Source organism: Duganella dendranthematis, assembly GCF_012849375.1.
Taxonomy (GTDB): Bacteria; Pseudomonadota; Gammaproteobacteria; order Burkholderiales; family Burkholderiaceae_D; genus Rugamonas; species Rugamonas dendranthematis.
Window position 1 is genome coordinate 3,847,694 of record NZ_CP051684.1, and the last position, 14,147, is coordinate 3,861,840.

Consider the following 14,147-nt stretch of genomic DNA (forward strand, 5'->3'; position numbering starts at 1 on the left):
CTAGCGGAGATTCAGGCGATATTTTACCCTGACTGGCGACCCCGGCGTCAGGTCAGCCGCTCAGGCCAGACCGCCCCAGGCCGCGCTCAGCACCGACACCGCCGCCAGCGCCGCCGTTTCGGTGCGCAGGATGCGCGGCCCCATGGCCAGCGGCAGCGCGCCGTGGCGCAGCGCCAGGTCTTCCTCTTGCTCGCTGAGGCCACCTTCGGGACCGACCACCAGCGTCACCGCCTGCGGCGGCTGGTGACGCGCCCAGTCGGCCAGCGACTGTTCGGCGCGCGGCGTCAGGATGATGCGGCGGTGCATGTCCTGCTGGGTGATCCACTGTTTATAGTCCTGCGGCGGGGCCAGCTGGGCTAGCCGGTTGCGGCCACTCTGCTCAGAGGCCGAGACAATGATGCCGCGCCAGTGCTCCAGCTTCTTTTCCGCGCGCTCGGCCGACAGCCGCACCACGCAGCGCTGCGCCGCCAGCGGCTGGAAGCCGGAGACGCCCAGTTCGATGGCTTTTTCGATAATCCATTCCATTTTGCTGCCCTCGGGCAGGGCCTGCGCCAAGGTGACGGCAAACGGCAGTTCAGCCTCGCGCGCGGTGTGGGCCTTGATGTCGGCGCTGGCGCTGCGGCGAGCCAGTTCGCTGAGGCTGGCGGTGTACTCGCCGCCGTCGCCGTTGAACAGGGTAATCAGATCGCCCTGGGCCAGGCGTAGCACCTGCACATGGTGGGCGACCGCCTCGGGCAGGGCGACCAGTTGGCCGATGGCCAGCGGCTGGGAGACATAAAAGCGGGGCATGAGGATCCGATCAAATGGTAAGCCGCCATTTTAATCGCTGCCGCAGCCGTGAAGAAGTCGAGCAACCGCTGGTAAATAACGCCCCGGTACGGTGCATATTAATTCCGTTCTGGTGCAAAGTAACTTTCATATGCACCAGCAAGTTTCACGGAAATCAAGCCGCAGAATTTTGTTCTGGCAGGTGGCCTGAAAGGCCTTGTGCGGGAAATTTTATATCGATATGCGGATTTTGTTCAAAATAATCCACGGAGGTTTGTGCGGATCAGACGCATGAAATCTGCCGTTTCATCATAAATTATTTATCGCGATACTTACATAAAATTAATACGGTTTTCGCCAATTTTTCCAATTCCCGTTGTTTTATTGCATAACAAAAGTTGTATTGTTGACACACTTGTTTGCTGCATGTTTTTATGAATGTATGGGCGAAGATTACACGTCCGTAATGTTTGTAAATAGATCTCCAAAGAGAGACAAAGGGTATTGTTGCCTACAAGGCAAAATTTATTCAAATTGGGAATACACTCATATGTTAAGAAAAACTGTTCTTGTGAACGCGTTGTCGCTCGCCTTTAGCGCGGCAGCCCTGTCGGTCGCAGTTGTGCAGCCAGTTATGGCGCAGTCCAATGCTTCCGGTAACATTTTCGGTCAGATCGACTCGCCGTCCGGCGCCTCGATCCAGGTTGAAAACAAGGAAACCGGCCTGAAGCGTACGGCGCTGCCGGAATCGGGCGGCCGCTTCCAATTGTCGGCGCTGCCAGTCGGCCGCTACACCGTGCAACTGATCCGCGACGGCAAGGCCGTGCAAACCACCGAAGTCGAGGTACAGATCGGCCAGGGCGTGGACGCGTCGTTTACCGCCGCTGTGCAAGCAGTGCAGGTGACCGGCCGCCGCAGCCGTATCGACGTGTCCAGCACCAACAGTGGCGCGACCTTCACTGCCAAGGAACTGGCCAAGCTGCCAATCACCCCGTCGGTGGCGTCGATCATCCAGCTGGCGCCGAACACCACCCGTGGCGACTCCCGCTACGGCGACGGCAACGCGCCAAGCTTCGGCGGTTCGGCGGCATCGGAAAACGCCTTCTACATCAACGGTTTCCCTGTCACTAACGTGCTGTTCCAGGTCGGTACCTCCGAGCTGCCGTTCGGCGCGATCGGCCAGGCACAAGTGCTGACCGGCGGCTTCGGCGCGGAATTCGGCCGTTCGACCGGCGGCGTGATCAACATCTCGACCAAGAGCGGCACCAACACCTGGGAAGTGGGCGGCAGCGTCAGTACCGAGCCGAACTCGTTGCGTGCGAAAGCCAAGAACATCTACTATGGTAAAAACGGCCAGGCCACCGATGGCAAGCTGTACACCTGGAACCAGGACAACACCCGCGACAGCACCATCGCCAACGTGTTTGTCGGCGGCCCGATCATCAAGGACAAGCTGTTCCTCTACGCCAACCTTGAGCGCACCAAGACCGACATGGACAACACCCGCGTCAATGCGGACAGCGCGACGGCAGCCCTGACCGGTTGGGAAGAGCGGCGCGACACCATCAACCGCGGCCTGGTCAAAGTCGACTGGAACATCAACGACAACCACCGCCTGGAAGCGACGTACATCACCGACGATCCGAAGTCGGAACGTTCGTACTACGGCTTCAACTACACGCCGGACACCGCCGGCTATCTGACACATGGCAGCACCAAGAATGGCGGTGCGCACTATGAAAGCTATGGTCCGACCCCGGTGGCGGCCCGCGTCGGCGCCGACATCCGTATCCTGAACTACACCGGCAATCTGTCCGACGATGTGACGGTAACCGCCATGATCGGCGGCAGCACCACCCGTCACGTGTTTACGCCGTTTAATTACAACCCGAATGTGTTCCAGGTGTCGGCCCCGGCCGCCGCCCGCATTCCTGGCTTCAACTACACCACCACCCAGACCACCTCGGGCAGCATCCTGACCGACGGCGCGCAAGACAAGCAGAAGGTGATGAACCTTAACCTGCAATACAAGGTTGGCGATCACACCGTCCGCGCCGGTATGGACCAGAACAAGATCAGCTCGGTGGCCGGTACCAGCCGCGCCGGCGGCGGTCTGTGGGTCTACGCGATTGCCACCAACCCGAACCTGCCGATCAATGGTTCCGTGCCTGCGCCTGCCAGCAACGGCGGCTACGGCACCCAGGGCTACTATGTGAGCCGCAACCTGACCTCGGGCGTATCGACGCCGTCGGTCGACCAGGATGCGCAATACATCGAGGATACCTGGCAAGTCACGCCGAAGATCATCCTGAAGGGCGGCCTGCGCAATGAGCAGTTCACCAACTTCAACGGCGACGGCCAGGCGTACATCTCGATGCGTCACCAGTTGGCCCCGCGTCTGGGCGCTACCTGGGATGCGCTGGGTGATTCGTCGCTGAAAGTGTTCGGGAATCTTGGTCGCTATCACCTGCAAATGCCGACCAACGTGGCGGTCCGTGCAGCTGGCGCTTCGCTGAATACCCAACAGTACTACACCTACACCGGTACCGATCCAGTGACCGGTGCGCCGACCGGCCTGACGCCACTGGGCAGCCTGTTCTCCGCCAACAACGAGTTCGGCCAGTCGAAAGACCCGCGCCAGGTAGCGGCCCAGAACATGGACTCGCTGTATCAGGATGAGCTGATCCTGGGCTTTGAGCGTGCCTACTCGGCTAACCTGAACTTCGGCGCCAAGCTGACCTACCGCAAACTGAAATCGACCATCGATGACTTCTGCGACCAGCGTCCGTTCGACAAGTATGCTGCCGAGCACGGTATCGAAAATCATTTCGTATTCGGTTGCGCACTGTTCAATCCAGGCAAGGACAACGACTTCCTGGTCGACTACGCTGGCGATGGCGTGAAACTGACCAATGTGCACCTGACCGCTGCCGAGCTGGGCTATCCAGAAGTCAAGCGTAGCTATGCCGCGCTGGACCTGTTTGCCGAGCACCCGCTGCGTAACGGCTGGTACGGCAAGATCAACTACACGCTGTCGCGCAACTCCGGCAACACGGAAGGCCAGACCCGTTCCGATTCGGGCCAGGCTGATGTGTCGACCACCGCCGTGTTCGACTATCCAGAGCTGACCCTGAACTCGGACGGCCTGCTGCCTAACGATCGCAAGCATCAGCTGAAGGCGTATGGCTTCTACCAGTTCACCGATGAACTGAGCGTTGGCGGCAATCTGCTGGTCGCTTCCGGTCGTCCGAAGAACTGCATCGGCAACCTGCCTGACTCGTACTACACCGCAGGCAACCCGGCAACGGATTACGGCTCGGAGTTCTTCTTCTGCAACGGCGAAGCTGCACCACGCGGTTCCCGTGGCCGTATGCCTTGGGACACTCGTCTGGATCTGAACGTGGCCTACCAGCCGCGCCTGGTCAAGGGCCTGGTACTGAAGGCTGACGTGTTCAACGTCTTCAACCGTCAGACCGCGCAGAACCAGACCGAGTCGTACAACACCGGCAAGGCAGTCAACGCCCTGTACGGCAACGTCATCAGCTACACCGCGCCCCGCTCGATCAAGCTGACTGCGGAGTACAACTACAAGTTCTAAACGATCAGGGCCGCCGGCATGCCGGCAGTGTCTGACGCCAAATGCCGCCCGGTGCGAACCGGGCGGCATTTGTCATTTGTGTGTCCCAAGTGCTCATTTATAGGCCAGCCAGACTGGCTCTGGTAAAATAATGGGCTCTGCAAGCGCCGCTCTTGCTCACAGTTTCCATACTTCCGTGATATCTACGATGACTTTTACGCTCCCACACCCACAAAAGGCTAACGCGATCCGCGCGCTGGCAATGGACGCCGTCCAGAAGGCCAATTCCGGCCACCCAGGCATGCCGATGGGCATGGCCGAAATCGCCGTTGCACTGTGGAGTGGCCATTACAGCCATAACCCGGCCAACCCGAAATGGGTGAACCGCGACCGCTTCCTGTTGTCGAACGGCCACGGTTCGATGCTGCACTATGCGCTGCTGCACCTGAGCGGCTACGCAGTGACCATGGACGACATCCAGTCGTTCCGCCAGATGCATTCGAAGACCCCGGGCCACCCGGAAGTCGGCTACACCCCGGGCGTGGAAACCACCACCGGTCCGCTGGGCCAGGGTCTGGCTAACGCGGTCGGCATGGCGTTGGCGGAATGGCTGCTGGCGAGCGAATTCAACAAGCCGGGCCTGGATGTGGTCGACCACTACACCTATGCCTTCGTCGGCGATGGCTGCCTGATGGAAGGCATCTCGCACGAAGCATGCGCGCTGGCCGGCACGCTGGGCCTGAAAAAACTGATCGCCTTGTACGATGACAACGGCATTTCGATCGACGGTAAAGTCGAAGGCTGGTTCACCGACGACACCCCGGCCCGTTTCGAGGCCTACGGCTGGAACGTGATCCGCGCCGTCGATGGCCATGACGTGGCCGCCGTATCGGCCGCCATCGAAGCCGCTAAAAAAGCGGACAAGCCAACCCTGATCTGCTGCAAAACCATCATCGGCAAGGGTTCGCCGAACCTGCAAGGCGGCGACAAGGTGCACGGCGCCGCGCTGGGCGACAAGGAAGTGGCGGCGGTGCGCGAATACATCGGCTGGACCTCGGCCCCGTTCGAAGTGCCGACCGACGTGTACGCAGCGTGGGACTTCAAATCGGCCGGCGCCAAGCTGGAAGCCGACTGGAGCGCCAAGTTCGCCGAATACAGCGCGAAATACCCGCAAGAAGCCGCAGAACTGAGCCGCCGCATGGCCGGCGAACTGCCAGGCAACTTCGACGCGACGCTGGCGGCCGGGATCGCCGCGACGGTCGAGAAGAAAGAAAACATCGCCACCCGCAAGGCCAGCCAGAACGCCATCCAGGCGCTGGCGCCGGTGCTGCCGGAATTTCTGGGCGGCTCGGCCGACCTGACCGGCTCCAACCTGACCAACTGGAAAGAAATCACCCCAGTGCGTTCCGGCCAGCCAGGCAACCATATTAATTACGGCGTGCGCGAATTCGGCATGTCGGCGATCATGAACGGCGTTGCCCTGCACGGTGGTTACATCCCGTTCGGCGCCACCTTCCTGACGTTTGCCGACTACAGCCGCAATGCGCTGCGCATGGCCGCGCTGATGAAACAGCGTTCGATCTTTGTGTTCACCCACGATTCGATCGGCCTGGGCGAAGACGGCCCGACCCACCAGTCGGTCGAGCACGTTTCGTCGCTGCGCCTGATTCCTAACCTGGACAACTGGCGTCCATGCGACACCACCGAATCGATGGTGGCGTGGGGCGCGGCGGTCAAGCGCAAGGATGGTCCTTCGACGCTGATTTTCTCGCGCCAGAACCTGCCATACCAGGAGCGTAGCGCCGAACAGATCGCCGATATCGCCCGTGGCGGCTACGTGCTGCGCGAAGCGGCCGACGCCGTGATCACGCTGATTGCCACCGGTTCGGAAATCGAACTGGCCCAGGCCGCCGCTTCGGCGCTGGCTTCGGAAGGCATCATCGCGCGCGTGGTGTCGATGCCGTCGACCGACGTGTTCGACCGCCAGGAAGCCGCCTACAAGGCCAGCGTGCTGGTCAAAGGCGTGCCCCGCGTAGCGATCGAAGCCGGCGTCACCGATTTCTGGTACAAGTACGTGGGTCTGGAAGGCGCCGTGGTCGGCATCGATACCTTCGGCGAATCGGCCCCGGCAGGCGTATTGTTCAAACACTTCGGCTTCACGGTGGAAAATGTCGTGGCAAAAGTCAAAGCGGTCATTGCTTAATCTATAATTGCTGGTTGCATTAACTATATTTCTAATCAGGAGCAAAGTATGACGATCAAAGTTGCAATCAATGGCTATGGCCGTATTGGCCGTAATGTACTGCGTGCTTTCTACGAAGGCGGCAAAAAACAAGACATCCAGATCGTGGCAATTAACGATCTGGGCGACGCCAAGTCGAACGCCCACCTGACGCGTTACGACACCACCCACGGCAAGTTCCCTGGCACCGTGGAAGTGGACGGCGACAAGATGATCGTCAATGGCGACGTGATCCGTGTGTTCGCGCAGCGCAACCCGGCGGAAATCCCATGGGGCGAGCTGGGCGTGGACGTGGTGCTGGAGTGCACCGGCTTCTTCACCACCAAGGAAAAAGCGTCGGCCCACCTGAAAGGCGGCGCCAAGAAAGTCATCATCTCGGCCCCGGGCGGCAAGGATGTCGACGCCACCATCGTCTACGGCGTCAACCAGCACGTGCTGAAAGCGTCGGATACCGTGATCTCGAACGCCTCGTGCACCACCAACTGCCTGGCCCCGCTGGTCAAGCCGCTGAACGACGCTATCGGTCTGGAAAACGGCCTGATGACCACCGTCCACGCGTACACCAACGACCAGGTGCTGTCGGACGTGATGCATGAAGACCTGCGCCGCGCGCGCTCGGCCACCCATTCGATGATCCCGACCAAGACTGGCGCCGCCGCCGCAGTGGGCCTGGTGCTGCCTGAGCTGAACGGCAAGCTGGACGGCTACGCGATCCGCGTGCCGACCATCAACGTTTCGCTGGTGGACCTGTCGTTCATCGCCAAGCGCGACACCACCGTGGAAGAAATCAACGCACTGATGAAGGCCGCTGCTGAAGGCGACCTGAAAGAAGTGCTGACCTACCAGACCGAACCACTGGTGTCGGTCGACTTCAACCACAACCCGGCGTCGTCGAACTTCGATTCGACCTTGACCAAAGTGTCGGGCCGCCTGGTGAAAGTATCGTCGTGGTATGACAACGAGTGGGGCTTCTCGAACCGCATGCTGGACACCACCGTGGCGCTGATGAACGCCAAGTAATTCCCGCTGTTCCATAAAAAAACCCTCACGGCCTGCGCCGCGAGGGTTTTTTTTATGCCATGACGCTTAGCGGAATTTGTATTCCGCCGTCACGCGCACCATGCGGCCCTGGACGTCCGCCGTGCTTTGCGGAATCACGGCACCGCCGTCGAAGTTGAACGCGCGCAGGTCGACCGGCGGCGGGCGGTTGGTTACGTTACGCACGTACATCGACAACGTCAGATCCTTGATGCCGGCGTAGCTGAGGTTGTAATCCAGTCGCTCATAGGCCTTGATCTGGCAGTCGTTGGCGTTCCAGCCCAGATCCTTGCAGCCTTCGAGCGTGTACTTGTCGTCGAAATAGTCGGTGTTCAGCTTGGTTTTGCTGTTGTAGACCAGGCGCAGGCTGTTGGTGAATTTGCCGGTCTGCAGCGCCGCGGTGAAGTTGGCGACGGTTTTCGAGTAGCCGTAGCGGCCGGCCAGGTTGTCGCCGTAGTCGTTCAGCGTCGAGCTGAAATTCTTCAGGTCCAACAGGTAGGTCGCGTTGGCGCCCAGGTCCAGGCGGCCGTAGCGGGTGTCGAAGCGCGACGTGGCGGCGAGGTCGAGGCCGCTGGTCTTGGTGCGCGATACATTCTCGAACTGGCCCGTGGTCGACAGCAGCTTGCCGGCGGTCACGCCGTACTTGGCCCGCTCGTCGGCGCTGAAGGTCTTGTCCTGAGACAGCGGCGCGCGGTTGATGACGCCCGGCGCCTGGTCGGCTTCCGCCGCCAGCAGGTCGTCCACCGATTTCAGGCCGATTTCATCCTTGCGCTCGATGTGCCAGTAGTCCAGCGAGACGCTGGTGCCCTTGACCGGTTCCAGCACGAAGCCGGCGGTGGCGCTGCGGGTGATTTCCGGCTTCAGATTCGGATTGTTGCTGACGATGCTGGCCACACCGGCCGCACACTCGTTCTGCTGAACGGTATCGGCCCGCGCCAGCAGCAGGGCCTGGTTCGGATCGCTGGACGGCAGGGCGTTGCCGGCGGTGCGCAGGTCGCGCGCCAGTGCCTGGGCCTGGTCGCACCGCTTGGGATCCTGGGCGCTGACGAAGGCGAACTTGCTCGATTGCGCGCTCTCGGTCAGGTTGGGGGCGCGGAAGCCGCCCTCGAAGGTGGCGCGCAGCATCAGCGCCGGCGAGGCCTCGAAGCGGGCCGCCACTTTTGGCGACACGTGCGTTTTAAAGCCGGGGAATTTGTCGACGCGGGCGGCGCCGACCAGTTCCAGCTGGCTGGTGACCGGTAAATTGAGCTCGGTAAACACCGCTTCGGTGGTGCGACTGGCATCCGCCGTGGCGGCGCCATAGCCGACGATATCGCCGGACAGCAGGTTGTCGGTCGGCGTGATGTGGAATTTTTCATGCCGGACTTCGCCGCCGACGGCGATGCCGATGGCGCGGTCGCCGATCTTGCCGATTTCCCCCGTGATCTTGCCGTCGATGAAATATTGCGTGATTTTGCCGTCATAGCCTTGTTCCGGGAACAACTGGCGCAGCACCTCGGGCGAGTTGACCTGGCCGAGTTTGTAGCCATGGTTGAAGAAGTTCGGGTCCGCCGCCGTGTATTCGCAATAGCCGGGGAAATTGGCTTCACAGTTGGGGTCGCCTGCCAGCGTCTTGGTGTAATCGCCCACCAGGGCCTTGAAGCCGCTGTCGCTGATGGCGCCGTTGTTGCGCGACTTGGTTTTGCTGCCCATCACGCCGACTGCGGTGTCCCAGTCGTATTTGCCGGCCCAGCTGCCGCGCGCGCCGGCCAGCACCCGGTACTGGTCGCTGTCGTTGGGATTCTGATCCGGCGCGTCGGCATAGCGGTAGCGCAGCTCCAGCGGTTCGCCGGTGGTGTTGAGCGGCGAGTCCGGCGACAGGAAGCGGTAGCCGAACGCCTTGCCCAGGCCGGTGCGCGGATCGCCCCAGATCGAGTCCGAGCTGTTCGAGCCGTACGTGCCCGGCGCGCCGGTATAAGTGGTCTTGGTTTTGGAGTAGAGCACTTCGGCGTAGCCTTCAGTGCCGTTGCCCAGATTGAGTTTGCCGGATACCAGAGCATTGACGCGGTCGGCCTTGGGCACCGCCTCGAAGTGGGCGAAGCGGTCGAACACGCACAGGCCGGCGGCGCTGACGGTGGCGCAGCCGGCGATCGGGCCCTGGCCGATCAGGTTGCCGGGGTAGGAGAAGGTCGACGGCGCGCCGCGGTTGCCGAACATCAGGCCACTTTTAGGCGCCACAGTGGCGAACTTGTCGCCGTAGGCCGGGTTAATGTCGTCCAGCACGTCGCGCCAGATGACGTTGTCCCGGTGAAACACTTCCACGTTGGCTAGCACGTTGTAGCCGTCGTTGGCGTAATTGCCAAAGCCGGCGGTGATGCTGGCGGTCTTGGTCTTGAATTGCTCATTTGCTACTGACTGCTCGTAGTTGCCGCGCAGCTGCACGCCCTGGAAATCGTTGCGGGTGATGATGTTGATGACCCCGGCGACGGCGTCGGAGCCATAAATCGCCGAGCCGCCATTACGCAGAATTTCCACCCGCTCGATGGCGTCCAGCGGCAGCGCATCCAGATTGGTAAATACCTCGTTGTAATCGGCTAGCGCATAAGGCGCCACGCGGCGCGAATTCAACAGCACCAGTGTCGACTGCTTGCCGAGATTGCGCAACGATGCCGAGGAGGCGCCGCTGGCAAACGAATTGGAACCGCCGATATCGGACAAGGAACTATTGGAGGAAGTCAGCGTGTCGATAATATCGCGCACCGAATTGACACCAAGTCGTGCAATATCTTCACGGCGCAGAATCTGCACCGGTGTCGACGTTTCAGTATCAATCCGTTTAATATTGGAACCGGTAATGATAACTTTTTCGAGCGGTTTGGCGCCTTCATCCTGGGCCAATACCACGTGCGATGAAGCTAATGTTAAGGCGACGGCGATCACGCCGCTTTTCAAGGCAATTTTATTCATTCAAGCTCCCTGGGGTTTTTAAAAGATTATTTTTTTAATTACAAAGTCAGTATAGGTGACGTATCGTAGAAAAACAGCATGATGGCCTGAAAAACAACACCATCTGCACCAAGATGTCGCATAGAGAACACCTGCACGGTTTAGGTGTGCCGATTGTTGGTGTGATTAAGCCAATTTTTGGCATGGGCTGGGCGCTGCGGACGAAAAAAAAGCCGGGATTAACCCGGCTGCCTGGTGGTGCTGCATGCTTATTTGTACGCGCCAGACCCTATCAGAAAATCGTCGACCCGCTCGACATAACCTGCTTTCGATTCCACTGTTTTAGTGACGGGATTCGGCCATTTAAAATCTACGGTGCCTGAGCCTTTGGTTTTAGCGACTTCAATCATTTCCTTGATCATTAACTTTCCCTCATTATCTTTCAGGCCGATTAATGATTTACCCACCATCTTGGGATTATTCCCGTGCGCTAGTGCGACGCCATTAAAGTCGTACACATAAATATATAAATCGCGATCGTGGAAAGTCGTATTGGTCGGATCGGAAATCGCCGCGAAGGTTTTCTCCTTGCCATCGGATTTCACCATGGCCACCGCTTTTTTAACCATGGCCACAGCTTCTTCCTTGCTGCCTTTTTCCGCAGCCACTGCACCACCACATAATGCCAGACTGATTACCGCTGCTAATAAGGTCTTCATGCAAGTTCTCCTCTTATGATTATGTCTATCCATATTAGCGCAGCTGGCGGATGGTGTAGTCCTGGCTGTTGCTAACTGGCAACGTCCTCGCCGAACAAGCTGTTCCACAGAGCCCGCACTTGTGCCGCCTCGGTTGCCACCAGCGCCGGATCGATGCGCGCCAGGTCCTGGCCTTGCAGCCGCAGCTGGTGTTGCAGCTTGCGGTATTTGCGGTAGGCATCCGCCACGCTGGCCGACAGCGGGCCGTCGATCAGGCCCAGTTCGGCACAGATGCGCAGCAAGGCGATATTGCCAAAGTTGGCGGTCAGTTCAGGATAGGCGGCCGCGTGTTGCAGTACCAGGAACTGGACGATGAACTCGATATCGATCATGCCGCCCGGATCCTGTTTGAGGTCGAACAGTGCGCTGTGGTTCGGCTTGGCGTCCACCATGCGCTTGCGCATCGCCAGCACTTCCTGCTTCAGCGGACCGTCGGCCGGCCGTTCCTTGCGCAGCACGGCTTCGCGGATCTGCTCGAAACGTTGTCCGATCGCCAAGTCGCCGGCGCAGTAGCGGGCCCGGGTCAGGGCCTGGTGCTCCCATACCCAGGCCGCACTGGTCTGGTATTTCTCGAACGACGACACCGACGACACCAGCATGCCGCTGGCGCCGTCGGGCCGCAGCGCGGTGTCGATGTCGAACAGGATGCCGGCCGAGGTGTGCGAGGTCATCCAGGTGATGAAGCGCTGCGCCAGCTTGGCGTACTGGGCAGGCGCTTCCTGGTCGGGGTCGTCATACAGGAAGATGACGTCGAGGTCGGACACATAGCCCAGTTCCTTGCCGCCCAGCTTGCCGTAGGCGATGACGGTGAACAGCGGCACCGCGCGGTGGCGCGTGGCCACGGTCTGCCACACCGCCTTGATGGTGGCGGCGACGATGGTGTCGGCCAGCGCCGACAGGTGGTCGGCCAGCTTTTCCACCGTCAGGTCGCCGGCCAGGTCTTGCGCCAGCAGGTGGAACAGCTGGACGTGGTGCACTTCGCGCAGGATATCCATCTGGCGCTCGGTATCGCCGGGATCGGCCGCCAGTTGCAGGTCGAGGTCGGCGGCCAGCGCGGCCGGGTCGAACACGGCGTTGCGCAGGCGGTCGTCCAGCAGCTCATCCAGCAGGATAGGGTGCTGGCTGAGGAATTGCGCGGCCCAGCCGCTGGCGTGCACCATGCGGATCACGCGCGCCAGCGTGTGCGGATATTCGGTCAGCAGCGACAGATAGGCCGAGCGGCGCGCGATGGCTTCCAGGAAATCCAGCAGCCGGCCCAGCGTGGCCAGCTGGTTGCCGCCGCTCGATTCGCTGGCGGCCTGGATGATCAGCGGCAGCGCGCTGTTGATCAGTCCTTGCAGGCGGTTGCGGCTGGCTTCCGGCAGCGATTGCAGGCGCGGCGCCTGCCAGGTGGCGAGCAGGCGCTTGGTGGCGTCTTCCGGCGCCTCGAAGCCGAGTGCGGTGAAGCGAGCCACCATGGCTTCGCGGTTGTCGGGATCGGCGCATTCGTTGCTCGATTGCAGGTCGATATCATTGTCGCTGCTTTCGGTCTTGTCCGAGAACATTTCGTCGAACTGGCCGGCGACGAACTGGCGGTGGGCTTCCAGCTGGGTCAGCAGGGTGGCGACATCCGGCAAACCCATCATTTCGGCCACGGTCTGGCGGTCGGCGTCGTTGGCGGGCAGCGTGTGGGTCTGGGCGTCGTCCAGGTATTGCAGGCGGTGTTCCAGATTGCGCAGGAAGGTGTAGGAAGCCAGCAGTTGATAGACGATGGCGTGACTCAGCAAGCCTTTCTCGGCGATGATGCGCAACGTGGTGCGGGTCGAGCGGTCGCGCAGGGCGGCGTCGCGGCCGCCGCGGATCAGCTGGAATACCTGGGCCAGGAACTCGATTTCACGGATGCCGCCACGGCCCAGCTTGACGTTGTTGCTGCGGTCCGGGTGCAGCCGCTCCTGGCGGTTGACCTCGGCGCGGATCTGCGCGTGCATATTGCGGATGGCGTCAATCACGCCAAAGTCCAGGTAGCGGCGGAACACGAAGGGCCGCACAATCGCGTCCAGTGCGGCAATATCCTCGGCGCGGCCGGTGACAGCGCGCGCCTTGACCCAGGCATAACGCTCCCATTCGCGGCCCTGGACGATCAGGTATTGCTCCACCATGCCCAGGCTGGCGGCCAGCGGACCCGAGTTGCCGTTGGGTCGCAAGGCCATATCAACGCGGAACGTGTAGCCATCTTCGGTGATCTCCGCCAAAGCGGCGATCAACCTCTTGCCGAGGCGGATGAAGAATTCGTGGTTGGACAGGCTGCGCTGGCCCGCAGCGGCGATGGTGTCGCCATCTTCCGGGTAGACGAAGATCAGGTCGATGTCGGACGATACATTGAGTTCGCCGCCGCCTTGCTTGCCCATGGCCAGCACCATCATTTCCTGCGGCAGGCCGGATTCGTGTCCGGTCGGCACGCCATGGGCCGCCACCAATTCGGCGTGCAGCTCGACCATGTGCTGCTGGATAGCAAAATCGGCGAAGCGGGTCATGGTGGTCACCACTTCCGCCAGGTTGGCCTTGCCTTCCAGGTCGCGCCGGATCAGAGTGCAGACCAGCAGATTGCGCAGGCGGCGCATGGAACGCACCAGCGGCAGACTGTTTTCTGCTTCTTTACGTAAATAATCCGCCAAATCGATGTCGGCAAGCGATAATTGCGATAGTTCATCTATTTTCACAGCACGATCGGGCGCGGCGGCCAGCCAGCGTTGATAAAAACGGGAAACTGTCGGGGATACGGGCGATGAACTCATAGAGGGATAAGGTAGAATTGCTTTGACAACCGAGTTTAGCGCGAGTTTCGTACTTATTTGATGCA

The 14,147-nt window shown here is 60.7% G+C and carries 7 protein-coding genes; 3 read left to right on the forward strand and 4 right to left on the reverse strand.

What is annotated here, in order from left to right:
• Positions 1-60: 60 nt before the first annotated feature.
• Entirely contained in the window at positions 61-789 is a 729-nt protein-coding gene (locus HH213_RS17580; protein ID WP_169113065.1) for a 16S rRNA (uracil(1498)-N(3))-methyltransferase, read from the reverse strand.
• Positions 790-1,402: 613 nt separating this feature from the next.
• Between HH213_RS17580 and HH213_RS17585 the strand changes: the two genes are divergently transcribed.
• The 3 genes from HH213_RS17585 (at position 1,403) to gap (ending at position 7,607) form a co-directional block, all read left to right on the forward strand.
• Positions 1,403-4,366 (forward strand): TonB-dependent receptor, encoded by a 2,964-nt coding sequence (locus HH213_RS17585; protein WP_229263045.1) that lies wholly within the window; start codon positions 1,403-1,405, stop codon positions 4,364-4,366.
• A gap of 187 nt (positions 4,367-4,553) precedes the next feature.
• Positions 4,554-6,548, forward strand: coding sequence for a transketolase (gene tkt / locus HH213_RS17590; protein WP_169113067.1), 1,995 nt, complete (start codon positions 4,554-4,556; stop codon positions 6,546-6,548).
• A 48-nt stretch (positions 6,549-6,596) separates the two neighbouring features.
• Positions 6,597-7,607, forward strand: coding sequence for a type I glyceraldehyde-3-phosphate dehydrogenase (gene gap / locus HH213_RS17595; protein WP_110847074.1), 1,011 nt, complete (start codon positions 6,597-6,599; stop codon positions 7,605-7,607).
• A 66-nt stretch (positions 7,608-7,673) separates the two neighbouring features.
• On the opposite strand, the gene HH213_RS17600 is transcribed toward gap, so the two are convergent.
• The 3 genes from HH213_RS17600 to glnE all read right to left on the reverse strand — a co-directional run bounded on the left by HH213_RS17600 (position 7,674) and on the right by glnE (position 14,082).
• Complete coding sequence (locus tag HH213_RS17600) at positions 7,674-10,571, reverse strand: TonB-dependent receptor plug domain-containing protein (protein WP_169113068.1); 2,898 nt, start codon at positions 10,569-10,571, stop codon at positions 7,674-7,676.
• A 248-nt stretch (positions 10,572-10,819) separates the two neighbouring features.
• On the reverse strand, positions 10,820-11,269 hold the full coding sequence (locus HH213_RS17605; protein ID WP_110847072.1) for a cache domain-containing protein: 450 nt from the start codon (positions 11,267-11,269) through the stop codon (positions 10,820-10,822).
• A 71-nt stretch (positions 11,270-11,340) separates the two neighbouring features.
• Positions 11,341-14,082, reverse strand: a complete 2,742-nt coding sequence (gene glnE / locus HH213_RS17610) for a bifunctional [glutamate--ammonia ligase]-adenylyl-L-tyrosine phosphorylase/[glutamate--ammonia-ligase] adenylyltransferase (RefSeq protein WP_169113069.1) — start codon at positions 14,080-14,082, stop codon at positions 11,341-11,343.
• Positions 14,083-14,147: the final 65 nt, after the last annotated feature.